The 24,122-nt window shown below is 72.7% G+C and carries 25 protein-coding genes and 1 tRNA gene; 11 read left to right on the forward strand and 15 right to left on the reverse strand.

Annotation, left to right across the window (positions count from 1 at the left end):
- Position 1: 1 nt before the first annotated feature.
- From guaD to OG711_RS35715, 6 genes are all read right to left on the reverse strand, one after another.
- The gene (guaD, locus tag OG711_RS35690) at positions 2-1,324 is read right to left on the reverse strand and encodes a guanine deaminase (protein ID WP_329564235.1); all 1,323 of its coding nucleotides are present in this window, start codon (positions 1,322-1,324) and stop codon (positions 2-4) included.
- 135 nt (positions 1,325-1,459) lie between these two features.
- The gene (locus OG711_RS35695; RefSeq protein WP_073788745.1) at positions 1,460-2,332 is read right to left on the reverse strand and encodes an AfsR/SARP family transcriptional regulator; all 873 of its coding nucleotides are present in this window, start codon (positions 2,330-2,332) and stop codon (positions 1,460-1,462) included.
- A 40-nt stretch (positions 2,333-2,372) separates the two neighbouring features.
- Positions 2,373-3,368 (reverse strand): selenide, water dikinase SelD, encoded by a 996-nt coding sequence (gene selD, locus OG711_RS35700; RefSeq protein WP_073788743.1) that lies wholly within the window; start codon positions 3,366-3,368, stop codon positions 2,373-2,375.
- Positions 3,350-5,311 carry a SelB domain-containing protein gene (locus OG711_RS35705; RefSeq protein ID WP_405675092.1) on the reverse strand — a complete coding sequence of 654 codons (1,962 nt, stop codon included), beginning with the start codon at positions 5,309-5,311 and terminating at the stop codon, positions 3,350-3,352. Before OG711_RS35705 ends, selD begins: the two co-directional genes overlap by 19 nt.
- Positions 5,311-6,813 carry an L-seryl-tRNA(Sec) selenium transferase gene (selA, locus tag OG711_RS35710; RefSeq protein WP_329562844.1) on the reverse strand — a complete coding sequence of 501 codons (1,503 nt, stop codon included), beginning with the start codon at positions 6,811-6,813 and terminating at the stop codon, positions 5,311-5,313. Before selA ends, OG711_RS35705 begins: the two co-directional genes overlap by 1 nt.
- 58 nt (positions 6,814-6,871) lie before the next feature.
- A tRNA-Sec gene (locus OG711_RS35715) sits at positions 6,872-6,964 on the reverse strand.
- 263 nt (positions 6,965-7,227) lie between these two features.
- Here OG711_RS35715 and OG711_RS35720 point away from each other — a divergent pair.
- From OG711_RS35720 to OG711_RS35745, 6 genes are all read left to right on the forward strand, one after another.
- Entirely contained in the window at positions 7,228-7,929 is a 702-nt protein-coding gene (locus tag OG711_RS35720) for a hypothetical protein (protein ID WP_073788738.1), read from the forward strand.
- Between the two features lie 3 nt (positions 7,930-7,932).
- Positions 7,933-8,451 carry a hypothetical protein gene (locus OG711_RS35725; RefSeq protein ID WP_073788736.1) on the forward strand — a complete coding sequence of 173 codons (519 nt, stop codon included), beginning with the start codon at positions 7,933-7,935 and terminating at the stop codon, positions 8,449-8,451.
- Complete coding sequence (locus OG711_RS35730; protein WP_073788734.1) at positions 8,448-8,960, forward strand: hypothetical protein; 513 nt, start codon at positions 8,448-8,450, stop codon at positions 8,958-8,960. Before OG711_RS35725 ends, OG711_RS35730 begins: the two co-directional genes overlap by 4 nt.
- 74 nt (positions 8,961-9,034) lie before the next feature.
- The gene (locus OG711_RS35735; RefSeq protein WP_073788732.1) at positions 9,035-9,241 is read left to right on the forward strand and encodes a hypothetical protein; all 207 of its coding nucleotides are present in this window, start codon (positions 9,035-9,037) and stop codon (positions 9,239-9,241) included.
- A 102-nt stretch (positions 9,242-9,343) separates the two neighbouring features.
- A complete protein-coding gene (locus OG711_RS35740) occupies positions 9,344-9,829 on the forward strand; it encodes a hypothetical protein (RefSeq protein ID WP_073788730.1) in 486 nt (161 codons plus the stop codon).
- Positions 9,830-10,259: 430 nt separating this feature from the next.
- On the forward strand, positions 10,260-10,712 hold the full coding sequence (locus OG711_RS35745; protein ID WP_073789206.1) for a VOC family protein: 453 nt from the start codon (positions 10,260-10,262) through the stop codon (positions 10,710-10,712).
- 166 nt (positions 10,713-10,878) lie between these two features.
- On the opposite strand, the gene OG711_RS35750 is transcribed toward OG711_RS35745, so the two are convergent.
- Both OG711_RS35750 and OG711_RS35755 read right to left on the reverse strand, forming a co-directional pair.
- Positions 10,879-11,310, reverse strand: coding sequence for a PPOX class F420-dependent oxidoreductase (locus tag OG711_RS35750; RefSeq protein WP_329562849.1), 432 nt, complete (start codon positions 11,308-11,310; stop codon positions 10,879-10,881).
- Between the two features lie 189 nt (positions 11,311-11,499).
- Positions 11,500-11,925, reverse strand: a complete 426-nt coding sequence (locus tag OG711_RS35755; protein WP_329562851.1) for a MarR family winged helix-turn-helix transcriptional regulator — start codon at positions 11,923-11,925, stop codon at positions 11,500-11,502.
- A gap of 140 nt (positions 11,926-12,065) precedes the next feature.
- Here OG711_RS35755 and OG711_RS35760 point away from each other — a divergent pair, with 140 nt between their 5' ends.
- Together OG711_RS35760 and OG711_RS35765 are read left to right on the forward strand one after the other, a co-directional pair.
- Positions 12,066-12,956 carry an MBL fold metallo-hydrolase gene (locus OG711_RS35760; RefSeq protein ID WP_073788724.1) on the forward strand — a complete coding sequence of 297 codons (891 nt, stop codon included), beginning with the start codon at positions 12,066-12,068 and terminating at the stop codon, positions 12,954-12,956.
- Between the two features lie 16 nt (positions 12,957-12,972).
- The gene (locus tag OG711_RS35765) at positions 12,973-14,259 is read left to right on the forward strand and encodes an MFS transporter (RefSeq protein WP_329562854.1); all 1,287 of its coding nucleotides are present in this window, start codon (positions 12,973-12,975) and stop codon (positions 14,257-14,259) included.
- Between the two features lie 189 nt (positions 14,260-14,448).
- Here the strand turns inward: OG711_RS35765 and OG711_RS35770 are convergent, their stop codons facing one another.
- The 3 genes from OG711_RS35770 to OG711_RS35780 all read right to left on the reverse strand — a co-directional run bounded on the left by OG711_RS35770 (position 14,449) and on the right by OG711_RS35780 (position 18,157).
- Complete coding sequence (locus tag OG711_RS35770; RefSeq protein ID WP_329562856.1) at positions 14,449-15,675, reverse strand: S8 family peptidase; 1,227 nt, start codon at positions 15,673-15,675, stop codon at positions 14,449-14,451.
- 306 nt (positions 15,676-15,981) lie between these two features.
- A complete protein-coding gene (locus tag OG711_RS35775; protein WP_329562858.1) occupies positions 15,982-16,701 on the reverse strand; it encodes an MBL fold metallo-hydrolase in 720 nt (239 codons plus the stop codon).
- 169 nt (positions 16,702-16,870) lie between these two features.
- Positions 16,871-18,157 carry an SGNH/GDSL hydrolase family protein gene (locus tag OG711_RS35780; protein WP_329562861.1) on the reverse strand — a complete coding sequence of 429 codons (1,287 nt, stop codon included), beginning with the start codon at positions 18,155-18,157 and terminating at the stop codon, positions 16,871-16,873.
- A gap of 274 nt (positions 18,158-18,431) precedes the next feature.
- Between OG711_RS35780 and OG711_RS35785 the strand changes: the two genes are divergently transcribed.
- Both OG711_RS35785 and OG711_RS35790 read left to right on the forward strand, forming a co-directional pair.
- On the forward strand, positions 18,432-19,088 hold the full coding sequence (locus OG711_RS35785; RefSeq protein ID WP_329562863.1) for a class I SAM-dependent methyltransferase: 657 nt from the start codon (positions 18,432-18,434) through the stop codon (positions 19,086-19,088).
- Between the two features lie 207 nt (positions 19,089-19,295).
- Positions 19,296-19,637 carry a hypothetical protein gene (locus OG711_RS35790; RefSeq protein ID WP_329562865.1) on the forward strand — a complete coding sequence of 114 codons (342 nt, stop codon included), beginning with the start codon at positions 19,296-19,298 and terminating at the stop codon, positions 19,635-19,637.
- A 370-nt stretch (positions 19,638-20,007) separates the two neighbouring features.
- Here the strand turns inward: OG711_RS35790 and OG711_RS35795 are convergent, their stop codons facing one another.
- On the reverse strand, positions 20,008-20,439 hold the full coding sequence (locus OG711_RS35795; protein WP_329562867.1) for a DUF4262 domain-containing protein: 432 nt from the start codon (positions 20,437-20,439) through the stop codon (positions 20,008-20,010).
- A gap of 9 nt (positions 20,440-20,448) precedes the next feature.
- On the opposite strand from OG711_RS35795, the gene OG711_RS35800 reads away from it, so the two are divergent.
- Positions 20,449-20,766: a hypothetical protein gene (locus tag OG711_RS35800; RefSeq protein WP_329562869.1), complete on the forward strand. Its 318-nt coding sequence runs from the start codon at positions 20,449-20,451 to the stop codon at positions 20,764-20,766.
- Between the two features lie 61 nt (positions 20,767-20,827).
- Here OG711_RS35800 and OG711_RS35805 read toward each other — a convergent pair whose 3' ends face one another.
- The 3 genes from OG711_RS35805 to OG711_RS35815 all read right to left on the reverse strand — a co-directional run bounded on the left by OG711_RS35805 (position 20,828) and on the right by OG711_RS35815 (position 24,119).
- Positions 20,828-22,057, reverse strand: coding sequence for a GNAT family N-acetyltransferase (locus OG711_RS35805; protein ID WP_329562871.1), 1,230 nt, complete (start codon positions 22,055-22,057; stop codon positions 20,828-20,830).
- Between the two features lie 99 nt (positions 22,058-22,156).
- Positions 22,157-23,209 carry a LacI family DNA-binding transcriptional regulator gene (locus OG711_RS35810; RefSeq protein WP_329562873.1) on the reverse strand — a complete coding sequence of 351 codons (1,053 nt, stop codon included), beginning with the start codon at positions 23,207-23,209 and terminating at the stop codon, positions 22,157-22,159.
- Positions 23,210-23,213: 4 nt separating this feature from the next.
- The gene (locus OG711_RS35815; RefSeq protein WP_329562875.1) at positions 23,214-24,119 is read right to left on the reverse strand and encodes a glycerophosphodiester phosphodiesterase family protein; all 906 of its coding nucleotides are present in this window, start codon (positions 24,117-24,119) and stop codon (positions 23,214-23,216) included.
- Positions 24,120-24,122 lie beyond the last annotated feature (3 nt).

Raw genomic sequence — 24,122 nt, forward strand, 5'->3', positions numbered from 1 at the left:
GTCAGGCGGGAGCGGCGTCGCGGTCGTGCGCCAGGGCGCCCGCCACATAGGTGGCGCGCACGGCCCGGTCGTCGCCCATCACCGCAAGCACGAACAGCAGCTCCTCGATGTCGCCCACCCGGGACGTGCGTTCGGCCAGCAGCGGCGTGGCACGCGGGTCCAGCACGACGAAGTCGGCCTCGTGCCCCGCTTCGAGGGACCCCACCTTGTCCTCGACGCCCATCGCCTGCGCGCCGCCGAGGGTCGCGAGGAAGAACGCCTTGAGCGAGTCGAGGGGATAGTTGGCCAGCTCGGCGACCTTGTACGCCTCGTTCATGGTCGCCAGCAGCGAGAAGCTGGTACCCGCCCCGATGTCCGTCCCCAGCCCCACGTACAGGGGACGGGCGGAGTCCTTCGCGTCATGGACGTGGAACAGCCCGCTGCCGAGGAACAGGTTCGAGGTCGGGCAGTGCGCGATCGCGGTGCCCGTCTCCCCGCACCTGGCCCGCTCACGGCCGGTCAGATGCACCCCGTGGGCGAGGACCGCCCGCCGCCCCAGCAGCCCGTAGTGGTCGTACACGTCCAGATAGCCGCGGCGCTCCGGGAAGAGGGACCGCACCCAGGAGATCTCGCCGGTGTTCTCCGACACATGGGTGTGCACCAGCGCGTCCGGGTGCTCCCGCCACAGCGCGCCCGCCGCCTCCAGCTGCTCCGGGGTGCTCGTCGGGGCGAACCTCGGGGTGATCGCGTACATGTTGCGGCCCTTGCCGTGCCAGCGCTCCAGCAGGGCCTTCGAGTCGTCGTACCCGGAGCGGGCCGTGTCGAGCAGCGCGTCCGGCGCGTTGCGGTCCATCAGCACCTTGCCCGCCGCGACCCGCATCCCGCGCCGGGACACCTCCTCGAACAGCGCTTCCACCGACTCCGGGTACACCGCGCAGAAGGTCAGCGCCGTCGTCGTCCCGTTGCGCAGCAGTTCGTCGCAGAACGCCGACGCGATACCCCGGGCGTACCCGGGGTCCGAGAACCGCTGCTCCTCCACGAAGGTGTAGTGGTTCAGCCAGTCGATGAGCTGCGACCCGAAGGCGGCGATGATGCCGGTCTGCACGTAGTGGATGTGGGTGTCCACGAAACCCGCGCTGATCACCTGGTCCGGATAGCGCACCGGCTCCACCCCGTCGGGCAGCAGATGCTTGAGGGCCGTGTAGTCGCCCGACGCGGTGATCACCCCGTCGGCGCAGATCAGCAGCCCGTCGCCCTCATGGACGAAGGTGTCCTCGCGGCCCGCCAGGAACGGGTCGCCACGGAACCAGATCATCGGCCCGCGCACCGCGGTCACGTTCGACACCAAGGCCGCCTCCCGGAGCCAGCAGGTCCGGCCAGTCGACCCCGGGAGCGGCACACGGGCATCCCGGCGGGGCCGAACGGGCGAACCGCCGGGCCGCGGCGCACGGCACCCGGCCCGACGGCGCCCGTCCCCGGCTCAGCGGCCGATCGCGCGACCCCGGGCCTGCACGAGGATCTCCCCGGGGGCGATGCCCAGGGACCGGCTCAGCCGGTTGCGCATGTGCTCGTACACATCGAGGGCCGCGACCCGCATGCCCGCGGCGGTCAGCGCGTTCATCAGCAGCGCGTGGGACGACTCGTTGAAATGGTCCTCCTCGCAGGCCCGCCGGGCCGCCACGATCGCCTCCCGGGGGCGGCGGGCCTCCAGCGCGGCCCGGGCCAGGTCCTGGAGATGGTCCGTGTGCTCCAGCGTCAGCGACTGATGCGCCTGATGGTCGACGCACTCCGCCGGTACGCCCTCCAGCAGCCGTCCCCGCCACAGGGCGAGGGCGTGCTGGAGCATCCGCAGCCGCGGCAGCGGATCGGACAGCTGACGCGCCTGTTCGGCGGTGCGGCGGAACCGCGCGAGGTCGGTGAGCAGGTCCCCGCCGGTGAGCGCGTACCCCGACGGCTGGGTGACGACGCCGATACCGCCGTCCGTCGCGGCCAGCAGCCAGGAACGCAGCCGGTGGGCCCCGGTGTGCAGGCTCTGCTTCGCCTGCGGCGCCGTCCGGTCGGGCCACAGCCGGGTGGCGAAGGAGTCCGCGCTCACCGGCAGCGGGTGGGCCAGCGCCAGGCTGCCCAGCAGGGCCCGCACGACGGAACCGGACGGGGCGGCGGTGCTCCCGTTCGGGCCGAGCAGGACCACCGGTCCGAGGATGCCGACACAGTGGGCCGTTCCGGCCACCGGTGGCGGATCCCCGGGCACCGGCGGGTGTTCCCCGGTGGCGGGCCATGGTTCCTCGTACCCGCCCGGCCGTCCCGCGTCCGGGCCGAGCAGTGCTGGGTCGGTGTCCTCGGCTCTCCGCATGATTGCCCCCGTTTCCTTGTTGGTCATCCGGCGTCCGGGCTCAGCGGAGCAGGACGGTGCTGCCCTGGAAGGGGAGAACCTCCCCGATGACCGGATGGCCGGGCAGCTCGCCCGCCAGCAGCAGACCGCCCGAGGTCTGGGCGTCCGCGAGCAGCAGCGCCGTCGCTTCGTCGGCGGCCGACAGATCGCCGTGCGGCGCGACCCAGTCCAGATTGCGCCGGCTGCCGCCGCTGATGTGTCCGGCGGCGACCGCCGACCGGGCCGCCGCGAGGACGGGGACGCGGTCCGCGTCGATGGCGAGGGTCACCCCCGAGGCCCGCGCCATACGATGGGCGTGACCCAGCAGACCGAAGCCCGTGACATCCGTCCCCGCCCGGATGCCGCGCGCCGTCGCCGCGGCCGAGGCGTCGCGGTTGAGGGTCGTCATCACCTCGACGGCCTCGGGGAACACCTCACCCGTGGCCTTGTGAAGGGTGTTGAGCACCCCCACCCCCAGCGGTTTGGTCAGCGTCAGGGGCCGGCCGGGTTCGGCCCGGTCGAGGGTGATCAGCCGCGCCGGGTCGGCGGTGCCCGTCACGGCCATGCCGTAGAGCGGGTCCGGCGAGTCGATGCTGTGCCCGCCCGCCACCGGACAACCGGCGGCGCGCGCCGCGTCGAGTCCGCCACGCAGCACCTCACGGGCGATCTCCATCGGCAGCGTCTCGCGCGGCCAGGCGAGCAGGTTGACGGCCATCACCGGCGTGCCGCCCATCGCGTACACATCGGACATCGCGTTGGTCGCGGCGATCCGGCCCCAGGTGTACGGGTCGTCGACGACCGGGGTGAAGAAGTCCGCCGTCGAGATCGCGGCGAGCCCGGGGCCCAGACGCACCACGGCCGCGTCGTCACCGTGCTCGGGTCCCACCAGCAGCTCTCCCGCGTCCCCCGCGCGGGCGTCGTCGGTGAGCCCCTTGAGTAAGGTCTCCAGCTCACCGGGCGGGATCTTGCAGGCGCAGCCGCCTCCCCGTCCGTACCGGGTCATCCTGATGTCGTCCATGTGCCGTCCTCCCTCGCGCCGCACAGCGTGCGCAGATCGTCGGAACCGCGCCGGGTGACTCCGGCACGGTCGAGGTACTCGATGAGTGGGAGGGCGATCCTGCGCGGCACGTTCCAGATCCGCCGCGCCTCGGAGACGGTGAACGGCCCGGCACCCAGGGGCGCGAGAGCCCTGGCCGCCGCCTCCGGTACACGGGCCGCGACATGAACCGTGCCGGACAGTCTGACGAGGCGTCCGCTCCGTACGGCGAGCGCGAGATCGTGGCCGCCGACGCCGAGCGCGGTCAGCTGCGCCGGGGTCGGCGCCCCGAAGGAGCCCTCCGCCAGAGCGGCCTCCAGCGACCGGACCAGGTCCCGGGCCGCCGCCGACAGCGGTCCGGCGCCGTCGGTCCGTACGACGCGGCCCGCGCGCAGCACCAGCGCGGGCGGCAGCAGCGCACCGAGCGGCACCCCGTCCGGCAGACCCAGCCGCGCGCCGAGCGCGGTCGCGTCCACGGGCTCGCCGTCCGCGGTGGCGGCGGAGACCTCCCCGGCGATCCTGCGGCGCTCGGCGGGCGACACGAGCCAGCCGCCCGCGACGGGCGCGGTCGCGGTGGTGTCCACCCCGATCCCGCGCAGGGTGTCCAGCCGCACGAAGCCCCGGGAGGCGATCTCGTGCTCCGGGTCGGGCGTGCCGGGATGCCCGGCCAGCGCCGCCGCCCGCGCCCCGCCCGCGCGGCGCGGCCCCACGAACGGCGGTACGGGGTCGAGGACGACGGCGCTGCCCACGACCCGCCGGTGCGCGGTGAGGACCGCGCGGTCGCCGACGCGCAGGGGCAGCGGGCGCGTCAGCGTGAGACGGGCGGTACCCCTGCCGAAGCGGCGGACGCGCGCGGGCACGGCGGCGGAGCCGATGTGCACGGTGACCTCGGCGGTCGCACGCCCGAGGAGCGGACCGCCCAGCCGCACATCGGCCACCGCGGAGTGCAGGGACGTCCCGGGCGGACACAGCGCGGTCCCGCGCAGGCCCTCCCGGGGCGGATCGCCGCGCAGATTGACGGCGACCCGCGCCGGTCCGGTGGACGCGCGGACCGTACGGCCGAGTTCCTGGAGTCCCCGGACGGTCAGCCGCGCCCGGCCGGGTCCGGCGTCCAGGACATCGCCCTTCGTCAGGGTGCCCTCCTGGAGGGTGCCGGTGACGACGAGTCCGTGCCCGGGAAGGGTGAACGCGCGGTCGGCCCAGAGGCGTACGGGCGCCCAGGGACGCGGCGGCGGCATCCGGTCCCGTAACGCGGCCAGCGCGTGGACGAGTTCAGGCAGTCCGTCGCCGGTGCGGGCGCTGACCGCGACGGACGGCAGCCGGGCGAGGCCCGTGCCGGACAGGGCGGCGCGGGCCCGGTCCCGGGCGGGCCCCGGGTCGGCCAGGTCGCAGCGCGTCATGACCAGGATGCCGTCACGCACCCCCAGGGCGTCGAGCGCGAGGGCGTGTTCCTGGGACTGCGGCATCCATCCGCCGTCGGCCGCGACGGTGAACAGCACGGGCGGCGCGGGTCCGGCGCCCGCCAGCATCGTCGCCAGGAAGCGCTCATGGCCGGGGACGTCCACGAACGCGACCCGCTCGTCACGGCGCTCGCCGTCCTTGAGGCCGCCGTGCCCGATGTTCCCCGCCCCGGTGCCCCCCGCCCCGGTGCCCCCCGCCCCGATGCTCCCTGCCCCGGTGTCCGCGCGCCGATGGCGCTTGTTCCGGAGGTCGCCGTGCCGGTCGTCCCGATCCCGCCCGTTCCCGTCCGGGTCGTCCCCGGCCGGGTCGTCCCCGGTCGTGGGGACGGAGGTCCAGACGAAACCCAGGTCGATGGTGAGCCCCCGGCGGCGCTCCTCCTCGGTGCGGTCGGGGTCCGTCCCGGTCAGGGCACGCAGCAGGGTGGACTTGCCGTGGTCGACGTGGCCCGCCGTGACGACGACCATCACGGCCCGGCTCCCGCGACGGCCTCCGCCACGGCCCCGGCGGCCCTCGCGGCGGAACGCGTGACGGTCCCGGCGGTCTCCGGCACGGCTGCGGCAGGCTCCTTGAGGGCTCCGGCGGTCGCCGTTGTGGCCTTGGCGGGTGCGGGTGCGGGTGCGGGTGCGGGTGCGGGTGCGGATGCGGATGCGGCGGACGGGCGGGCGACCAGACCCCAGGCGTCCAGCACCGCGCCGATCAGCAGCTCGTCGTCCTCCTCCTCGACCGTCCGCAGATCCAGCACCAGCCTGCCCTTGTGCACACAACCGAGTACGGGCATCCGGCCCGCCCGGAGCGGCGGCCCGAGGCCGTCGGGCAGCGACACCCCGGCGGACGGCAGCGCCACGCCGGGTGCCCCGCCCCCGCCCACCACGGCCTCCGTCGCCACGGAGACGGCGTCCAGACCGGCGCCGCACAGCCGCCGCGCCATCTCCCCGGCGCGGTCGCCCAGTTCCCCGACGGAGCGCGACAGCGCGGCCGGCAGCGGCGGGACCGGCCCGCGAAGGGTGGCCTCCAGGGCGGCCAGCGTCAGTTTGCCCGTCCGCAGGGCGCGGGCCAGCGGATGCCGCCGCAGCCGCTCCACGAGAGCGGCCTCCCCCAGCAGCAGCCCCGCCTGCGGCCCGCCCAGCAGCTTGTCGCCGCTCGCCGTGACCAGGGCCGCGCCCTGCGCGAGCACCGTCGCCGCGTCCGGCTCGTCGGGCAGCAGGGGATGCGGCGCGAGCAGACCCGAACCGATGTCGACCACCAACGGCCGCCCCAGTGAAGCGAGGTCACGTACGGACGGACTGCTCACATACCCGCTCATCGCGAAGTTGGAGGGGTGCACACGCAGCAGCAGGGCGGTGTTGTCGTTGATGGCCCGCGCGTAGTCGTCGGCCGTCGTGCGGTTGGTGGTCCCCACCTCGCGCAGCCGGGCGCCGGTGCTCTCCAGCAGTTCCGGAAGCCGGAAACCGTCACCGATCTCCACGAGTTCGCCACGGCTCACGACGATCTCCGCGCCCTGAGCCAGCGCTGTCGCCACGAGCACCATCGCGGCGGCGTTGTTGTTCACCACATGGACGGCCTCCGCGGCCGGTACCGCGGCGTGCAGGGCTTCGAGCGCGCCGCGGCCACGTCGCCCACGGCGGTTTTGCGCCAGATCGAGCTCCAGGTCGGAGGTGCCCGCGAGATAGGCGACCGCGTCGACGGCGGCCCTGGACAGCGGTGCCCGGCCGAGGTTGGTGTGCACCAGCACACCCGTGGCGTTGAGGACCCGCCGGTGACGCGTGGGCGCGGGCGGCAGCGCGGCGACGGCGTCCGCCACCGCCTCGGCGAGCGGGCGGTGCCCGCCCCGTAACGACCGCTGCACCCGGCGGGCCGCCTCACGCGCCTCTGACCTGCCGAGACCGGCGGCGGCAGCCCGCAGCCGCGGATCGTCCATGATCTCGCGCACGGACGGTATGCGACCGGGAACGTCGGCCTTGCCCATGGCGCTCCTGACACTCGAACGTTCTCCCGGGCGTGGTCGCCCGCGCGGACGGCTGGGACGGAGGTGGACGGGAGTCGAACCCGCTGACGCGTAAGGGACAACGTCCACCGGTTTTGAAGACCGGGGCCGGCACCGGCCGACGGACACCTCCGGACAGGATCTTCCAAGGCGGGATCTGGTCTGTCAACGAACGCAAACACTCAGGAAACACGCTGTCAGCGAGGTGTAAGCGGCCGGTAAGCGAACGGTCAGCCGGCCGGGAGCGGCAGAGCAGACGCCGGACGGCGAGGCGACAGCGGACGGCGAGGGAACCGACAGCCGCGGGACAGCGGCGGACCAGAAGGGGTTTCTACGGTGTCTGCGGGCCGCACCTCCGGTGCGGCCGGCCATGCTCCGCTCCCTCCTGGAGGACCCATGCAGTCCACGGCCCTGTCCGCGAAGGCTCTGGCGCCCAATGGGCGCTGGGTGTCCTTCGCCTGCCGCGCCCGCTCGATGCAGGACGACTGGTACTGGAACTTCCGCCTCGTCGGCGCGACCATCGGTGTCGGCATCGCCATCACCGACCGCGGCTACCCGGGCGTCCTGATAGAGACTCAGGGCAACAACATCGTCCAGCAGCTCACCTACGACAACCAGCCGCTCCAGATCCTGCTCCACTCCGGGGGCGAGGGCTGGCACGGGATCTGGACCGGCCCGCACCACTGTCTGATCATGTCCTTCCCCGACGACCAGGTCGACCCCGGCGCCGTCACCACCGTCCTCGACCAGCTCGTGCTCACCGACACCGCCGCGGGCCTCGTGGTGACCCCCCGCGGCGGGGACACCACCACCTGGAGCCTGTACGGGGTCAAGTTCACCTCCGGCGGCGCCGTCACGATGTACGCCGCGGAGGACGCGACCGGTCTCGTCCCGGCCGAGCCCGGCAAGGCCGTCGAGCACGGTCACGTCTGGGCGAAGTCGCTGGAGGTCGACGGGGTGCTGCGGGGACGCAAGTACATCCACGCCGGCCCCAAGGCCGTCTGCACCATCGACGACGAGACCGACAAGAACCTGGGTGTCGGCGCCGTCGACCAGGAGGAACTGCTCCAGTCGCTCGACGTGCGCTGGGGAGTGTGATCGGTGCAGAGCGTTCTCGTCGTCCTGCTGGTCCTCGCCTGGGCCGCCATCGCCTTCCTCACGTTCGGGTACGCCGCACTGGTCGGCAAGGTCCGCGCCCTGGAGTCCAGAGGCTCCACCAGCTCGGACCCGGCCCGCCGGTGGCCCGACCTGGCCGCACCGGCCGCGGCGAAGCGCACCCTGGCGCTCGTCGTCTCCTCCACCTGCCCCACCTGCGAGGAGGCCGTCGCGGCCTGGCCCGCGATCCGGCGCGCCCTGAGCGGCGCCGGACACCGCACGCTGCTGATCGACATCGACAACTCGGGACGCTGGAAGGACGCCGACGCCGGCGAGATCCGCCAGGGCGCCGAGCTGTCCTCCCCGCTGCTGCTCGCCTACCAGCCCGCGCTGCTGCTCCTCGACGCGGACGGCGCGCTGCTGTCGGCGGAGCCCGTGGGCTCCGCCGAGACCCTCACCGCCCTCACCGCGGAACACCTCACCTCCGCACCGGTCACCGCATCCACGACGGGAGTCGCATCATGAGCACCGCCTTCCTCCAGTCCATCCCCGAAGTGACCATGTCACCCACATCGGGCGGCAGCAGCAGACCGACCACGGAGCTGTCCGGGACCCCGGGGAAGAACGGCGGCTTCGGGCGCCGCACCTTCCTCCGCACGGCCATGGCCGGAGCCGCCACCCTGGCCTTCACCGGCCTCGGCTGGATCGCCGGCGGTCCGGCCCACGCCGTGACGCGCAGGTCCCGCCACCCCCGCCACTGCATGAGCGTGAACGTCGCCGGTGACACCCCTTGCTGGGGCCGCCAGTACATCTCCGGCCGGTTCTGCGCCTCCGACGGCTACCACCGCACCGACAGCAAGAACTTCGGTTCGTACACCGAGGACTACAACTGGGAGGCGGCCTGCGGCGGATACGCCGGCTGGTACTGGACGAAGAGCAACGGCACCACCGTCCACTGCTGGGACGGGTACTTCTACGCGATCACCAACGCCACCGGCCACCGGACGCGCCACACGACCAGCTGCAAGAAGTAGCCGCACCTCTTCACGTACGCGCCGGTGGCCGTCGTCGCTCCCTACGACGGCCACCGGCCGGGAAAGGACTTCGGATGGCACTCACGCACCGACCCGCCCTCCGGCGCCCCCGCACCCCCGGCGTCTCCGCGCTGACGGCCGGGGCGCTGACCCTGCTGTTCACCGCGGTCGCGTTCGCGGGCGCTCAGTGGGGCACCCAGGCGCTGCACGGGATACTGCCCGCGGTCGCCGCCTGCGCGGTCGGCATCGCGGCGGGTTTCTCGCTCTCGGGCTCCGTTTGAAGCCACAACTCAGCGGGTCTGCTGACCTCGTCGGTCTGGCGGGGAACCAAGAATGTCGAGTATTTCGTCCGGGGCCTGTTCTTCGGAGGATTCGCCACCGGAATGCTTCTCCTGCTGCCCGCGGTACTCGTCCAGTCACTGGCGCCGGACAGGGTACGCACGATCGCCCTGGTCGTCACGACGGTGCTGTTCCTCGGCATCGAGGTGCGGCTGCTGCCGTTCCGCATGCCGCAGAACGCCCGGCTGGTACCCAGTGACATCGTGGTCCGCACGGACGGCACCGGAGCCCTTCAGTTCGGCTTCGAGATGGGCACGGGCATGCGCACCTTCGTCCCGTCGCATCTGCCGTACGCCTGTATCGCGTTGCTCGTCCTGGTGGGTCCGTGGTGGGCTACACCGCTGGGCGGCCTCGCGTTCGCCCTGGGACGTGCCCTGATGGTCAGGTCCGCGGTCCGCTCGGGCGACGCGTCCAAGTGGGACAAAGCCTTCGCCGCACGGCGGCGGCCGATCCTGCTGCTCTGCTGGACGACGGCCCTGTGCGCGGGCACGGTGGCGGCACTGATCCGGCACGACGCGCTGCCGCTGTAGCGCGCCGACGGTACGAGGAGTGCCGCCCGGTACGCGTGCGGCGCCGGTACGAGGAGTGCCGCCCGTACGTACGGGTGGCACGCCGGGCCCTGTGCCCGGCTCCCGGGACGATGGTCCCCGGGAGCCGGGCACACGGGTTTCGCGGCGGTGCGCCCCGCTTGCCCGGTCGGACGGTCCCGGCTTTCGCCCCGGTGCCCACGGGCCGATGATGAAGGTGGACCGGGCCACGTCCGCCCCGCCGGGGGCGGCCCCGTGCCCGGCAACCGGTCCGCGAGGCCCACGCCACGCCACCCGGGGCCGGTGCCGTGCCCCGCGCCGGGGCCGGTCCATCCGGGTCGGTTCGGAGGCGACGGCGACGGGCGGGCCGGCGGCCGACAGCGCCGGGTCCGGCACGACCGACGGACCGGCGACCGACAGATGGGTGACCGACATGCGCCAGGAAGACCTCCCGGTTCCCGCCACCGGACTGCTGCTCACGCACTTCCTCACCGTGGCCGATGTGGCCCGCTCCCGGGCGTTCTACACCGATGTCCTCGGCGGTGAGGTGGTCCTCGCCGAGAACCCGTGCATCGTCAAGCTCGCCAACAGCTGGCTCATCATGAACCCGGGCGGCGGCCCCACCCCCGACAAACCGGGAGTCACCCTCCGGCCGCCCGACGACCCGGACACGGCCACCAGCTTCCTCAACATCCGGGTGGCCGACATCGATGCCTGCTACCGGCTGTGGAGCGGGAAGGGCGCGGAGTTCCTGACCCCGCCGATCGACCGCAAGGCCGAACTGCGCTGCTATCTGCGCGACCCCGACGGATATCTCATCGAGGTCGGGCAGGCCACCGGTCTCCTCCGGGGCGTCCTGGCCGACCCGCCCGCCGGGAACGGGTAGCGGGACCCGTACCGGTTCGGCACCCGCACCCGCCGGGACCCTTACCCGCTCGGGACCCGTCCCGCCGGGAACCCGCACCCGCCAGCACCCGTACCTGCTGGGACCCGCCCGCCGGGATCCGTGTCCGCCGCCCGCCGCGACCACCGCGTCGGGCGGCGGGAGTCCGTCAGCGCAGGTCGGCGCCGTACACCTTCTCGACCGCCAGGGTCACCAGCACCCGCCGGTCCGACACCATCACGGACCGGTACTCGTCCCAGTCCGGGTGTTCCCCGGCGGCGGCCCGGTAGTAGTCCACGAGCGCCTGGACCTCGGGACCGTCCGGGTCCGTTCCCGGGCCGACGAGGGTGGTGGTGCCCTCGGCGGTGGCCCAGGACCGCCCGTCCGGACCGGTCACCTCCAGCGCCGCGCGCGGGTCCCGGCGCAGATTGGCGGTCTTGGCGGTGCCCGCGGTCGTCGAGATCCGGATCACCCCGGCGGTGCGGTCATAGGCGGGCATGACGGGTGAGAGCTGGGGTCGGCCGTCGGACTTGATGGTCGCGAGCACGCCGAGGTCGCTGTTCGCGAGCAGGGTGTGCGGATCGAAGAGTGTGTTTGCCATGTCGGGCCCAACCCCCGGGCGGCGGCCGGGTATTCCGGTTCCGTACGACCGATCGGGTGATCCTGTTCCTGACGGCCCGTCACCGGGTGGCGCGCGGACGGACTCAGCCGGTGCGGAGCGCGCCGAGAGGGTCGGTGGGTGCGCCGCGGAGGGACGTGTGCGGTGTCGCGGTCCGTCGGACGGGCGGGCTCAGGGGCGGATGACGGCCCGTTCGAGCAGGCGCTTAAGGGTTCCCTGCTCCTCCTGCGTGAGCCCCGAGAGCGGGGAGTCCTCGCCGAGGAGTTCGAGGAGCCGCTCGCGGAGGGCGGTGCCCTGGGGGGTGAGGACCAGCCGCTTGGCACGCCGGTCGGTGGGGTGCGGCCGGCGTTCGAGCAGTTCCCGTTTCTCCAGCTTGTCGACGACGAAGGTGGCGTTGGAGGGCTCGCAGCTCATGCGTTCGGCGAGTTCCCGCATGGTCATCGGGCCGGTCAGCTCGCGCAGCGCCGTGGCCTGCGGCGCGGTCAGCCCCAGGCGGAGCGCGCGCTGCCGGACATGCTCCGCGATCTGGTGGGCCATCCCGTTCACCAGGCCGCACAGTTCGCGCTCGGCGACGGCCTGCGGTTCCGGGTTCGTCATACCGCTCATCCTAACAAGACCATCCAGCCTGAATATTGCAAGCTTGCATGATTCAAGCTTGATGCATACGGTGATGGGACCGCCGAGGCCCACGGCCCACGGCGCCGCCCCACACCGTCCAGGGAGAGGGAAGAGCGCGCATGCGTTCCACCACGTCGCACCACACCGAGCGGCTGCGCAGGCCGTCGGGAATCCGGTCGCTCACACTCGGCCGGACGCGGGTCACCTACGTCCCGGACGGCGCGGTGCGGCTCACCCCGCGCGGCTGGCTCCCGGACAGCACCGACGCGTGGTGGGCGGCCCACCCCGAGTACCTGGACGACTCCGGCCATCTCGTCGCGGGTATCGGCTCACTGCTGGTGGAGAGCGGCGACCGGGCCCTGCTGATCGACGCCGGATTCGGTCCGCGGTCCGCTCCGGCCGAGCCGGGCAACGCGTACGGCGCGATCCACGGGGGAGCGCTCCTGGACAATCTGGCCCGCCTCGGCCGCCCACCCGGGACGATCGAGGCGGTGGCGTTCACCCATCTGCACATCGACCATCTCGGCTGGGCCGGGCACCCCGCCCCCGGCGGCGACCGGCCCGCCTTCAGCGGCGCCGAACTCCTCGTGACCGAACCCGAGTGGTCCGGGCGCCATCTCCTCGCGGCCCACGGCACCTCCGCCGAAGCGCTCGCCGCGCTGGAACCCAGGGTCCGGACCGTGACCGACGGTCAGGAGGTCTTCCCCGGCGTACGGGTCCGCTACATGCCCGGACACACCCCCGGCCACACCGGCTATGTGATCGAGTCGGGCGGCAGACGCCTCATCGCCTTCGGCGACGCCCTGCACTCACCGGTCCAGACAGCCCGTCCGCAGTGGTCCGCCGCCCCCGACCACGACCCCGCGCTGTCCGCCCGGTTCCGCCACCGGCTGGTCGCCGAACTCCAGGAGCCCGGCACCATCGGCTTCGGCAACCACTTCGCCGACGTGGTCTTCGGACACGTCCGTCCGGGAGCCGACGGCCCCGTCTGGCACCCCGTCGACGCGTGACCCGCCGGAGCCGGACATGACCGTGCCCTCGCCGCGCCGCTCCCCTGCCAAGTACCGCGCCCGGGTCTGGCCGGGCGTCCTCACCGCCGCGCTGACCGCGACGGTCACCGTCATGCCGGGGTTCGCCGTCGGAGCCCTCGTCCCCGGCATCGGGTCCGAACTGCGCATGTCCCGCACCGGACTCGGACTGTCCATGACCGCCTTCTACGCCGCCACCGCGCTCGGCTCGCCCCTCGCCAAGCGGACGGCCGCCCGGCTTCCGACGCACACCACCCTCGCGACGGCCTCCCTGATCGCCGCCGCGGTCATGCTCGGGGTGTCACGGGCGGGCGACGCGGCCACCCTCACCGCCCTCCTGGTCGTGGGCGGCCTCGGCAACGCACTTGTCCAGCCCGCCGCGGGCCGGCTGATCGTCGCCGGAGTCCCGGGGCACCGGCGCTCCCTGGCGGCGGGCGCGGTCGGTGCGGCCTTGGCGGCGGCGACCCTCGTCCCCGGCCTGCTCGTCGCCTTCGTCGTCCCGGGACATGGCTGGCGCACGGCCATGACCGTCGCCGGACTCGTCGCCATGATCCCGGCGGCACTCGCCCCGCTGACCGTCCCCCGCACCGGTACCCCGGCCACGCCGACCGTACGTCCCACCGCTCCCCGGAGCGTCGGGCCCGTACTGGCACTGTGGGCCTTGGCCGCCGCGCTGTCGGCCGCCGGGAACAACGCGGTGGCCACGTACTTCGTCCAACTGGGCGCGGAAGCCGGGCTGTCGGGCACCCTCACCGGGAACCTGCTGTCGCTCAGCGCGCTCTGCGCCATCGCCGTCCGACTCGCCGCGGGTGCGCTGACCGACCGGGCACCCCATCACAACCCAGCGGTGATCACCGCCATGATGGCCACCGGTGGCATCGGGCTCGCCCTGATCTCGACGGGCTCACCGACAGCCTTCCTGGCCGGAGCGGTGCTCGCCTTCTCCGCGGGCTGGGGCTGGACCGGACTGCTCCTCGCCGCCGCACTGCGGTTGGTACCCGACAAGGCGGAGCACGCCGGGCACACCGTCCAGGTCGGCATCTACACGGGCGCCACCGTCGCGCCGTTCGCCTTCGCGGCACTGACCGGGGCGGTCGGGTTCGCCGGCGCGTCGCTGGCCGCCGCCACCGCCGCGTTCGCGGGCGCCGCGGCGACGACCGCCGGGGCGTTCCTGCTGCGTCCGCCCGGCCGCCCCACGCCCGCCTCCGCCCCGGGCGGCACCGGACCGTCGGCCGCGCCCCACAGCCCGGTCCGTGCGACGGGCCCCACGTCCGGCGAGGACTGAGCCACGCGTCACGAGGTGCTCGATGACGGGGGGCACCGACACTCCGCCGACCGCCGACCGCCGACCGCCGACCCGAAACGGCGGGACCGAAACGGCGGGACCGGGACGGCGTCCGGCCGGGACGGCGTCCGGCCGGGACACCGTGGTCGTCGCGGTGTCCCGGCCGGATGGCCGAGCGGAGCGGAACGGTCAGAGAGTTCCGGTGTACAGCAGCCTGTTGGGCGAGTTCTTGGACACGGTGAGGATGTCCTTGACCGACTGCTCGATGATCCAGTTGCCCACCTGCTGGGTCCCGGCGCCGGGGTTCAGGGACTTGTACAGGGCGGCGACCCCCGCCACATGCGGGCTGGCCATCGAGGTGCCGTTCAGCGCGGTGCTGCCGCCGCCGAGCTTCGCCGAGACGATGGCCTGGCCGGGGGCGTACACATCCAGACAGGAGCCGAAGTTGCTGAAGTCCGTCTCCTTGTCCTGGTGATCGGTCGCGCCGACCGTCAGCGCCCAGGTGGCGCTCGCGGGGGAGACCGAGCAGGCGTCCTTGTGGTCGTTGCCCGCCGCGATCACCGGCAGGACACCGCGCCCGGCGACATTGTCGGCGGCGTTGTTCACGGCGTCCGTCCGGTCCCCGCCGAGGGAGGCGTTGAGGACGGCGGGCTGCCGCGCGTTCTGCGCGACCCAGTCGAAGCCCGCGATGATCCCGGACCAGGAGCCCCGGCCGTCGCAGCCCAGGACCCGCACACTGACCAGCTTCACATGGCGGGCGACACCGAACGTGACCCCGCCGACCGTCCCGGCCACATGCGTGCCGTGTCCGTTGCAGTCGGCGGCGTTGCGGCCGTCACCGATCGAGTCGAAGCCGGGCGCCGCCCGGCCGCCGAACTCGGAGTGCTGGAAGTCGATACCGGAGTCGACCACGTAGACGGTCGCGCCCGACCCGGTGCCGTTGACGTTGTACTGCTGGTTCAGCGGCAGATACGGCTGGTCGATCCGGTCCAGCCCCCAACTGTAGGCGGGCAGACGGGTGCCGGCGGCGGGCACCGGGGTCGCCGACGCGGTGCCGTCCTCCTCCACCGCCTCGACGGCCGGCAGCGCGCGGACGGCCGTGAGCTGAGCGGGGCTGAGCTTCGCGGCGAAGCCGTTGAGAGCGGCGGAGTACGTGAACAGCGGCTTCACCCCGGGCACGGCCTGCTGAAGCGCGGTCTGGGGGCTCGCACCCTTCCGTACGGTGACGATGTACTGCCCGGGGATCGGCGAGGGCACGCGCCGCAGGGGGGCGGGCTCGGCCCGGGTGGGACTCGCGCTCACCGGCGCACCCGGGTCGGGAGCGGCGGACACCGGGCCGCTCACAGCGGTCAGCGAGGCGAGGGCGATGACGACGGCGGCCGCGATGCGGGCGCGCGGCCTTGTGTACGTGGACATGGAGCGACCCAAGCAAAGCAAGATACATGAATCCATCACCGGACGGGGGTGTCCCACCACCGCGGGCGCTGAACAACTCGAACGCCGGTCACCTCCGCTCGCGCCGCCGGGATTCCGTCCCTGGGCCGACCCGTTCCGGTACGGGTCGGCCCAGAACGGGTCGTTCGTGGATCGCGCGGTACCCCGCGTCCCTTGGGGGCTTCGCGGGTACGGGGAACCACGCACCGCTGTGCGCACACCAGCTCCACCGCTCATGAGCCCGTCGCCCCGCGCCTGACCGGAGAGCGGGGACGACCGGCGACCGGCTCAGAGCCAGTCGTTCTCCGGAGCGGCCGCGCGGAGTGCCGCGCTCCCGTTCTCCGTGAGCGGCAGGCCATGGGGTACGCACACGATGTCCACGTCCAGCGCGGCGAGCCGGTGGAACGAGGCGATGGCCTCGGTCCTGTCCACATTGAACGGACCGAGGATCGCCCGGCCTTCCGCGGTGGCGACCAGATCACCGGGGAACAGCACACCGCTGGACGTCAGATGGAGGGCGACGCTCCCCGGGGTGTGGCCGGGGACGTGCAGCACGCGGACCGGCTCGCCCCACCCTTCGAGAAGGTCACCGTCGCGCAGCTCGACGTCCACCGGCACATGCCTCAGGGCGGGCTGGTCCGCCTTGTCGAACCCGGCCAGAACCTGCTCATGGAGGGCACGTTCCGAGGCGGTGAGCACCGCCTCGGGCTCGGGGGCCGTGCCCTGGACGAAGGGGGCGTCCAGGGCACCGGCCAGCACTTGGGCGCCCGTCGCCTCGACGAGATCCGCGGCCGAGCCCATGTGGTCGACATGGCAATGCGTCAGCACGATCCGCCGTACGTCCTGGGGCCGGGCGCCGAGCTCCCCGAGCGCTTCCAGGACCGCGGGGGCGGAGCCCGGCACACCCGTGTCGATCAGGGCGTACCCGTCCGGCAGACGCACGATGTGGACGTTGCCGACCGGGAAGGGCAACTGCCAGACGCCGGAGGTGATCCGTGTGAGCTCCATCCACCGACGCTAACGGGAGACGAGGGAAGAACCGGTCACATTGTGCTGCGGGCGGATTCCGCGCACCGTGAACGAAGGACCGCCCGGGACCGGCCTGAACCGGCCCGGACAGACCTACGAGGCGAGCCCACGACGAAGCGGCCGGCCCACAGTTCAGCCCCGCATCGGGCTACCGGAGGTGATCCGCGACGGCTTCCGCGATGGCGTCCATCCCCGCGTCCCCCGGGTGGAGCCCGTCCCCCGAGTCGAACACCGGAGCCATCTCGTCACCGTGCCCCGGGCGGCGATCGGCCAGCACCCGGTCGAGGTCCACCACCGAGTCGTACGCCCCGCTGGTCCGGAGCCAGTGGTTCACGGCGTCACGCACCCGCTCCTTCTCCGGGGTGTAGTAGGGGCCGTACCCCTTGAACGGGGTGAGGGTGGCCCCGATGAGGGTGATTCCCCGCCGGTCCGCGGCCCGGATCAGCTTCCGGTGTCCCTCGATGAGCTGCTTCGCGCTCACCACGGGACGCACCCCGCAGCCCCGGTCGGGCAGCCCGCCGCCCCCGATGTCGTTGACGCCCAGCATCACGACGGCCGTCCGGACACCCGCCAGACCGAGCGCGTCGTCCCGGAAGCGCGCGGTGCCCTTGTCGCCGTAGCACAGCGAGTCGGTGAGCAGCATGTTGCCGCTGATACCGGAGTTGACCACGCTGAGCCGTCGCCCGTCGGCGAGCAGCCGCTCACCGAGCCGGTCCGGGTACCGGCGGTCCGCGCCCGGGGTGGAACCCCAGCCGGCGGTGATCGAGTCACCGAAGGCGACGACCGCGCCCTCGGTCCGCCGCCCTCGCACCTCGACGCCCCGTACGAGGTAGCGGGCCTGGCTCGTCTCGTCGAAAGCGTCGCCCGAGGTGTGGTGCGTACGGTCACCGGCGGCCCGGTAGGCGTTGGTCAGCCCGTCCTCCAGATAGGTGACCGGACCGGTGCCCCCGGCGAAGTGCAGGGTGACGGTCAGTTTCTCCAGAGGCCGTACGGGGAGCCGCACCGGATCGGACGACCACTGCTCCCCGACCGGCACGATGGCCGAGGACCGGCCCCCGAACCGCAGCTCCCGGACCGACCCGGCCCGGACCGACGCTCCTTCGGCCGCCCTGGCGACACTCGCCCGGGTCAGTCGCAGCGGCTTGTGCCCGTACCGGTTGGAGACCTCGACCCGCACCTCCGACCCGGCGGCCCCGACCCGGACCACCTGACGGACGCTCTGATCGGCGAAGCCGTCCCAGGCCCAGTTGGGCCAGGACCCCGGCAGGGGCGCCACCGGACGGTGGAGGGCCGCGCCCCACGCCCTGGTCCAGCCACTCTCCCGCGCGGTGGCGCTGTGACTCCCGGCGGCCGGAGCGGGCGCGGCCGCTGTCGCGGCGACCACGGCCGCGATGCCCAGGGCGGAGAGACGAATCCGCCGGTTCCTTGAACGCAAGGTGACTCCTTCGACGCCGGATACGCGGAGCGTTTCGCACGGTGCCGCGGCGAAGCCGCCGCGCCGGACGCCAACTCCGCTGTCGGAGGTGCCAGTCCACCATGGAGTAAACCGGATTTCGGGACACCGTCGACATCGCCGTCCGAGTCGCGGGTCGCGGTTCAGCGCCCGGCAGGCCCCGCCTGCCGGGCGTACTCCGGAGCCGCCCGCACCATCACCGCTCCCGGTTGGGGCATCGTCGGCGGACGAGAAGGGCGGATGATGGACTGACGCCATGACCACATTGATGCCCCGCGTGCTCAGCGCACTCGACCGGTTCCATGCGGCCCGTCCGTGGGACCACAACGCCCACTACCACCGCTGGATGCTCCGGCAGTTGCCCAAGCGCTTCGGCAAGGCCCTGGACGTGGGTTGCGGCAGTGGTGATCTGGTCAGACTTCTGGCCGAGCGTGCCGGGTCGGTGCACGGACTCGACGCCGACCCGGCGATCGTCGCCCGGGCAAGGGAACTCACCGACCCGGCAACTCCGGTGACCTACCAGGTCGGTGAAGCGCCGAAGGGAATTCCACCGGGCCCGTACGACGTCATCACCTGCGTCGCCACCCTCCACCATCTGCCGTTCACCGAAACCCTGACCCGCTTCCGCGACCGCCTGGCGCCCGGCGGAACCCTGGTGATCGTCGGCGTCGCGAAGCCGGAGACGCTCGGTGACCAGCTGCTCGGCACGGTGTCCGCCGTGCTGAACGTGGCCATGGCGTTGCTGAAGAACAGGGGACGCGGGGCAGCCCGACCGGTCGCGATGACCGCCAAGGTCCGGCCCGCGGACATGAGCTTCCCGGACATCGCCCGTGAAGCCCACCGGGTCCTGCCCGCCGCCCGGCTGCGCCGAAGGCTCTTCTGGCGCTACACCCTTGTGTGGCAAAAGAGTTGAGCTCGCACTCCATCTGCCAAGACCTTCCGGGCTTGCCGATGACATACGCCGCACATCGCTCCGTGCCCACGACGGTGCTCCGGACAACAGCGTCAGGTCCATCCGTCCGGGCGGGCGTAGAGGGCTGATTCACCCACCAGCGCCGGTGGGTGAATCAGCCCACCGGGGTGCCGTTGAGGGCTCACGGACGGGTTCTCAGCTTGTTCGATGTCCATGGCGGTCTGTGGCTGGGACGGATGGGCCCAGGGCTTCGTCCAGCCTTTCGACGATCTTCCGGAGCTCGCGAGCCCCGCGCTGCGACATCGCCTGCATCGCGCCGTCGAGGAGGATGCGGGCCCTGAATGGGTTGCCGCAGCAGTACCAGTCCACGTGGCCGAGCTCGTCGTCGCGCCAGAGCTCGCGCTCGGTGCGGTGGACGTAGTCCTTCCACAGACGCAATGCCGCGCCTACGTACCCTGGTTGGAGATAGTTCCGCGTGCGTTCGAGACGAACGATCTCGGAAACTGTTCGCTGGGAGAGGCGGTCGATGACCAGTCTCGTATTCCGTGACTGGTGCCGGTCCGGGATCCCGGCCCGGACCCGCCTTGGCCGTCTACGCGGCATGGGCCTTTCGGTTGGTCGTCATGGCGCACATAGTGCCACGAGCTCGAACGGCATCTCGAACGGGTTTACCCGCCTGGGCATTTACCGGACGTACGGACGCCCCTCGTCCGATCGGGTGCTCCGACCAAGGAAGCACGTCACCGCGACGAAGGCTGTGAGGTGAGTACGCTGCTCGATGCCCTCGGGACGGAAGCAATCGCGGAAGCGTCGCGCCGGACGATGCCACCGATGGATGAGGTAGGGCACCCTGGCGACGACGGCCGTCGCGTCTTCCGGCGTGTGGCCCGGACAGTCGCCGGCTCCCGTCGCGCGCGGTTCAGAGTGGGGTGGTCCAGACGCCGACGGGATGCTCGGCGGGCTCCAGCCAGAGCCACGGCTGGGACTTCCGATAGCTGTGGCCGCTCTCGTCCTGCCAGAGGTAGTGGCCTTCACGGTCCGGCCACACCGCTTCGAGGACGGGGAACGGCGGGCGCCGGTAGAACGAGATCGCGCTGCCGAAGAAGGTGCGGTGCCAGCGGGGATCGACAGCCTTCAGGGCAAGGGAATGGTGCGCTATGACGTCCGTGCACCGCTGGCCGTCAGACAGCGTCCTACCTTGGGCGGCCCGCTGTCCCAGGGTGTTGAGGCACGTACGCATCACGTGGATGTCGAGGCCGAACATGGCCACTTCAGGAGTGCGGAACGAGTGCCAGAGCCCGACCGTGTACGCGAACCCAGGGCCTTCCTCGTCCGGGGGAACCGTCACCACGCTCCAACCATGGCCCAGGACATGTTCCAGGGTTCGGAGGTCCAGGGCATCTGCTTCGTGCCGGTCTCCGTGGTCGTGGCATATGACGCAACGGCACTCGGCGGGGTCGTCGTGCATGCGGCTCAGAGTACGTCTGCCGCGTCACGATGCCCGGCGGGGGCGTTCGCTGTCGGGCCACACTTCCGGGACGACTTGTTCGGCTGCCTGCCTGCGCGCGGAGCCATGCTGTTCGAGCTCACCGATGCGTCGCCGCGCGCGGACCGGCCGATGACCACGCCGGTGGACCTCACGCTGACGCCGGGCGTCGGCGCGGGCACGGCGCGCTGAACAGCGGGAACGCGTCCGCCGTCCGCCACCCGGTCGGCGCCCGTCGGCCCGTACCCCCCGCTCAGATGTCGTGCGGGACCCAGGGGGCCGTTTCGCTCGTGAAGGCGGTCGTCGCCTCCGCCAGTGCGCCCGGGCGCAGCTCCCGTACGCGTCCGGCCGCGGCCAGTTCGGTCAGTCGGGTGCCGCCCAGGTACACCGTGCCCAGGTCCCTGATGTCCAGGGCGAGGTCCGCCGGGTCGCCGGTCCGTTCGCAGGTCGCGCCCTTCGGGTCGCCGGACAGGCGCCATGTGCCCTCGTTCCACGGGCAGAAGGCGTCCTTGACGTCGAACACGACATCCACCGGCACCCGGTAGGTCCGCGCCTCCAGTGCCGCACCGACCTCCACCAGCCGGACATGGCCCCCGTCGTTGATCCGGACGGCGCAGCGCCGGATGTCCGAGACGAGGTGCTGCCAGGCGTCGTCCACGGGGCAGTTGCCCAGGCTGACGGTCGAGGTGAGGTCGATGCCGAAGAGATGACGCATGAGCGCGGCCCGGGAGGCCGGGTCGAGCGCGAACAGGTCCTGGACCTCGACGGAGCCCTTGGGGCCCGCGTCGTCCCAGGTGGGGCGGACCCGGAAGCGGACGTAGCCGGTCGTCCGGCCGTCCCGCTCGGCCACGACGCACCGGAGGTGGGAGGTGCCCTCCCGGAACTCGGGGACGTCGAGGACCCCGAGGCGTTCCCAGCCGGGCAGCCGGGCGATCATCCCGGGGCGGGCGGGTACCAGTTCGGCGTAGACCGCCTCGCAGTCGGCCAGCGAGTCGCCCGGCGGGACCTCGCGCAGCCCGACCTCGTCCGTGCCCTCGGGGACCGTGAGCCGTACCCGGGACGTGTCGATGTCCGCCTTCACCAGATGAGTCGACGGGCCGTAGCCGAAACGGCCGTAGATGGCGGGCTCGGACGCGCCCAGGATGGCGAGCGGTTCGCCCCAGGCGTGGAAGTCGTCCAGCTGGCGGCGCATCATCGAGGTCAGCACGCCCCGGCGACGATGGGTGGCGGCGACGGTCACCAGGGAGACCCCCGCCATCACGGCGAGCCCTCCGCCGGGTACCGCCACCCCGAAGCGGAACGAACCGGCGGTGCCGACGCACAGATCCCCGTCCCAGGCGGCCAGTGAGCGCTCGACCACCGTGATGTCGCGGATCAGCTCCCGCCTCTCCGGGGACTGGGGGACACCGCCGAAGGCCAGGTTCAGCCCGTCGTACCAGCCGTCCCACTCGGACGCGCGCAGGACCCGCAGCTCGATGGTCATGCGCCATGTCTAGCAAGGTGCCCAGCCGGGCCGCGACCCGATTTCCCGCGGCGCGGCCGGTACACCGCGGGTGAGGGACGGCGTCGTTCCGGCATCTCGTCACACGGGGTGCGGGGCCGGGCCGAGGGTGCGGCCGGGTACCAGGGTGCCGGGCAGCAGTTCGTGCTCGGTCGGTGTCCGGGTCCGGTCGTCCCGCAGGGCCCGCATGACCTCCACCGCGCGCCGGGCCGCCCGCTCCACCGGGATGCGTACGGTGGTGAATCCCAGCAGATCGATGCCCGGCAGGACGCCGTCGCACCCGGTGAGCGACAGATCGTCCGGTGCCTGGAGGCCCGCCGCCTGGGCGAGGGGCAGGAAGGCGAGGAGCCGCCAGTCGGACGGGAACATGGCGGCGGTGATCCGCCCCGACCGGTGGAGGCCGAGGATGTCCAGCCCGCCTTCCTCGGCCCGCCCGAACGTGGGGGAGGCGACGGGATGCACCCGGACGCCGTGTTCACGCAGCCGACGGGCCATCGCGACGCCGCGCCGGTGCTCGGGCACGGAGTTCGCGGCGCTGGGCGTCACGACCGCCACGGACCGGTGCCCGTGCGCCGCGACCGCGTCGGCGAGCTGGGCCGCGTTGCCGTCCTCGTCGTAGGACACGCTGTGGATACGGGGGTGCGACTCGGGGCGTCCCACCACGACGACCGGCACGATGTCGAGGAACGGTTCCAGCATCTCCGCGCGGATCACCCCGGTGGCCACGAACATCCCGCCTACCCGCAGTCCGAGCAGCCGGTTGAGTGCCTGCCGTTCGTACCGGGCGCCCTCGTCGCGTGAGGGCGCCACGGTCACCATCTCCAGTCCGGCGCGGCTCACCTGGGTCTGCAACTCGCTGAAGAGGAGCCCGTAGGCGGGGTTGGTCGGGTCGCGCACCAGCAGACCCAGGATGTCGGAGCCACGCGCGGCCAGTGATCTGGCCATCGTGTTGGGGACGTACCCGAGTGTCTCCGCCGCCGCGTGCACCGCGTCCCTCGTACCCGGGGCCACGGGGGTCGAGCCGTGGAAGACCCGTGACGCGGTGGCGCGGGAGACACCGGCCGCCGCGGCGACGGTCTCCATCGTGACCTTCAGGGGTGACGCGTCGCCGGACTCCGGCTGCGGCCGTGGCACCCGCTCACCCCGTCCGTCGCGGGGTCCGCGGCGCGTCGCCCCGATGGCCGTGCCGCCTCGGTGCCGTCCCGTGGACCTGCTGGCGGTACCGGGCCAGCAGGTCCGGCCAGTCGGTCTGGACGATGTCCGCGCCGTGCTCCATCAGCCTGCCCCATCCGTCGGCCGGATCACCGAGGACGGAGGTGTGGTCGTCCAGGCCGGCGAAGAGGGGGACGCCGTTGGGGAGGTTGATGGCGTTGAGCAGGCAGGCCAGTTTGGCCGCCCGGAGTTCGGCGACGAGGGCGGGGCCGGCCAGTTGGTCGTCCGCCGACGTGGGGAGGAGTTCCACGCCGACCAGGTTGACACCGGGATCACCGAGGACGGCGTGGACGTCGGCGAGGGAACGCACCATCGGGAGGAACGGGTACTTCACCGGATGCCGTCGCAGCTTCTCCAGCCACACCTCCTCGACGGGACTCTTCAGCACGAGCTGCCCTGCCATGTCGTAGCGGTCCAGGAACGGCAGCAGGTCGTCCCAGTACCACCAGGAACGGTCCACGTTGAACAGCGCGTCGCCCCGGAAGCGTTCGAGCAGGGTGCCCAGCCCGGTGACGCCGGCGTCATGGCGGGTCCAGCGGTAGCGCAGCTCGCGGATCTCCCCGGCGGGCAGGGTGCGCAGATCGATGTCGCGGTCGAAGGCGTGTCGCTCGTAGCCGTCGTGGAAGAGGAAGAACTCCCCGTCGGCCGAGCGGACGACATCGAACTCGACCATGTCGGCACCCTGCCGGAACGCCGCTTCGACGGCCTCGGCGGTGTTCTCCTGGATGTTCCCCAGACCGGTGCCGCGATGCGCCGCGATCAAGGGGGTGCGCCGCGCGAGGTGCGCGTTCAGCAGCGCGTTGACGTCCTGGTACTGAGCTTGTCCGAACACGTG

The organism is Streptomyces uncialis (assembly GCF_036250755.1).
GTDB classification, from domain to species: domain Bacteria; phylum Actinomycetota; class Actinomycetes; order Streptomycetales; family Streptomycetaceae; genus Streptomyces; species Streptomyces uncialis.

Excerpts from the sequence above, each read along its gene's own strand:
- selD (WP_073788743.1), bottom strand. The coding sequence starts at position 3,368 with ATGGACGACATCAGGATGACCCGGTACGGACGGGGAGGCGGCTGCGCC.
- OG711_RS35760 (WP_073788724.1), top strand. The coding sequence starts at position 12,066 with ATGCGTTCCACCACGTCGCACCACACCGAGCGGCTGCGCAGGCCGTCG.
- OG711_RS35785 (WP_329562863.1), top strand. The coding sequence starts at position 18,432 with ATGACCACATTGATGCCCCGCGTGCTCAGCGCACTCGACCGGTTCCAT.
- OG711_RS35770 (WP_329562856.1), bottom strand. The coding sequence starts at position 15,675 with ATGTCCACGTACACAAGGCCGCGCGCCCGCATCGCGGCCGCCGTCGTC.
- OG711_RS35790 (WP_329562865.1), top strand. The coding sequence starts at position 19,296 with ATGTCCATGGCGGTCTGTGGCTGGGACGGATGGGCCCAGGGCTTCGTC.
- OG711_RS35695 (WP_073788745.1), bottom strand. The coding sequence starts at position 2,332 with ATGCGGAGAGCCGAGGACACCGACCCAGCACTGCTCGGCCCGGACGCG.
- OG711_RS35735 (WP_073788732.1), top strand. The coding sequence starts at position 9,035 with ATGGCACTCACGCACCGACCCGCCCTCCGGCGCCCCCGCACCCCCGGC.
- OG711_RS35755 (WP_329562851.1), bottom strand. The coding sequence starts at position 11,925 with ATGACGAACCCGGAACCGCAGGCCGTCGCCGAGCGCGAACTGTGCGGC.
- OG711_RS35750 (WP_329562849.1), bottom strand. The coding sequence starts at position 11,310 with ATGGCAAACACACTCTTCGATCCGCACACCCTGCTCGCGAACAGCGAC.
- OG711_RS35730 (WP_073788734.1), top strand. The coding sequence starts at position 8,448 with ATGAGCACCGCCTTCCTCCAGTCCATCCCCGAAGTGACCATGTCACCC.
- OG711_RS35745 (WP_073789206.1), top strand. The coding sequence starts at position 10,260 with ATGCGCCAGGAAGACCTCCCGGTTCCCGCCACCGGACTGCTGCTCACG.
- selA (WP_329562844.1), bottom strand. The coding sequence starts at position 6,813 with ATGGGCAAGGCCGACGTTCCCGGTCGCATACCGTCCGTGCGCGAGATC.
- OG711_RS35765 (WP_329562854.1), top strand. The coding sequence starts at position 12,973 with ATGACCGTGCCCTCGCCGCGCCGCTCCCCTGCCAAGTACCGCGCCCGG.
- OG711_RS35720 (WP_073788738.1), top strand. The coding sequence starts at position 7,228 with ATGCAGTCCACGGCCCTGTCCGCGAAGGCTCTGGCGCCCAATGGGCGC.
- OG711_RS35800 (WP_329562869.1), top strand. The coding sequence starts at position 20,449 with ATGGCCCAGGACATGTTCCAGGGTTCGGAGGTCCAGGGCATCTGCTTC.
- OG711_RS35775 (WP_329562858.1), bottom strand. The coding sequence starts at position 16,701 with ATGGAGCTCACACGGATCACCTCCGGCGTCTGGCAGTTGCCCTTCCCG.
- OG711_RS35705 (WP_405675092.1), bottom strand. The coding sequence starts at position 5,311 with ATGGTCGTCGTCACGGCGGGCCACGTCGACCACGGCAAGTCCACCCTG.
- OG711_RS35805 (WP_329562871.1), bottom strand. The coding sequence starts at position 22,057 with ATGACCATCGAGCTGCGGGTCCTGCGCGCGTCCGAGTGGGACGGCTGG.
- OG711_RS35740 (WP_073788730.1), top strand. The coding sequence starts at position 9,344 with ATGCTTCTCCTGCTGCCCGCGGTACTCGTCCAGTCACTGGCGCCGGAC.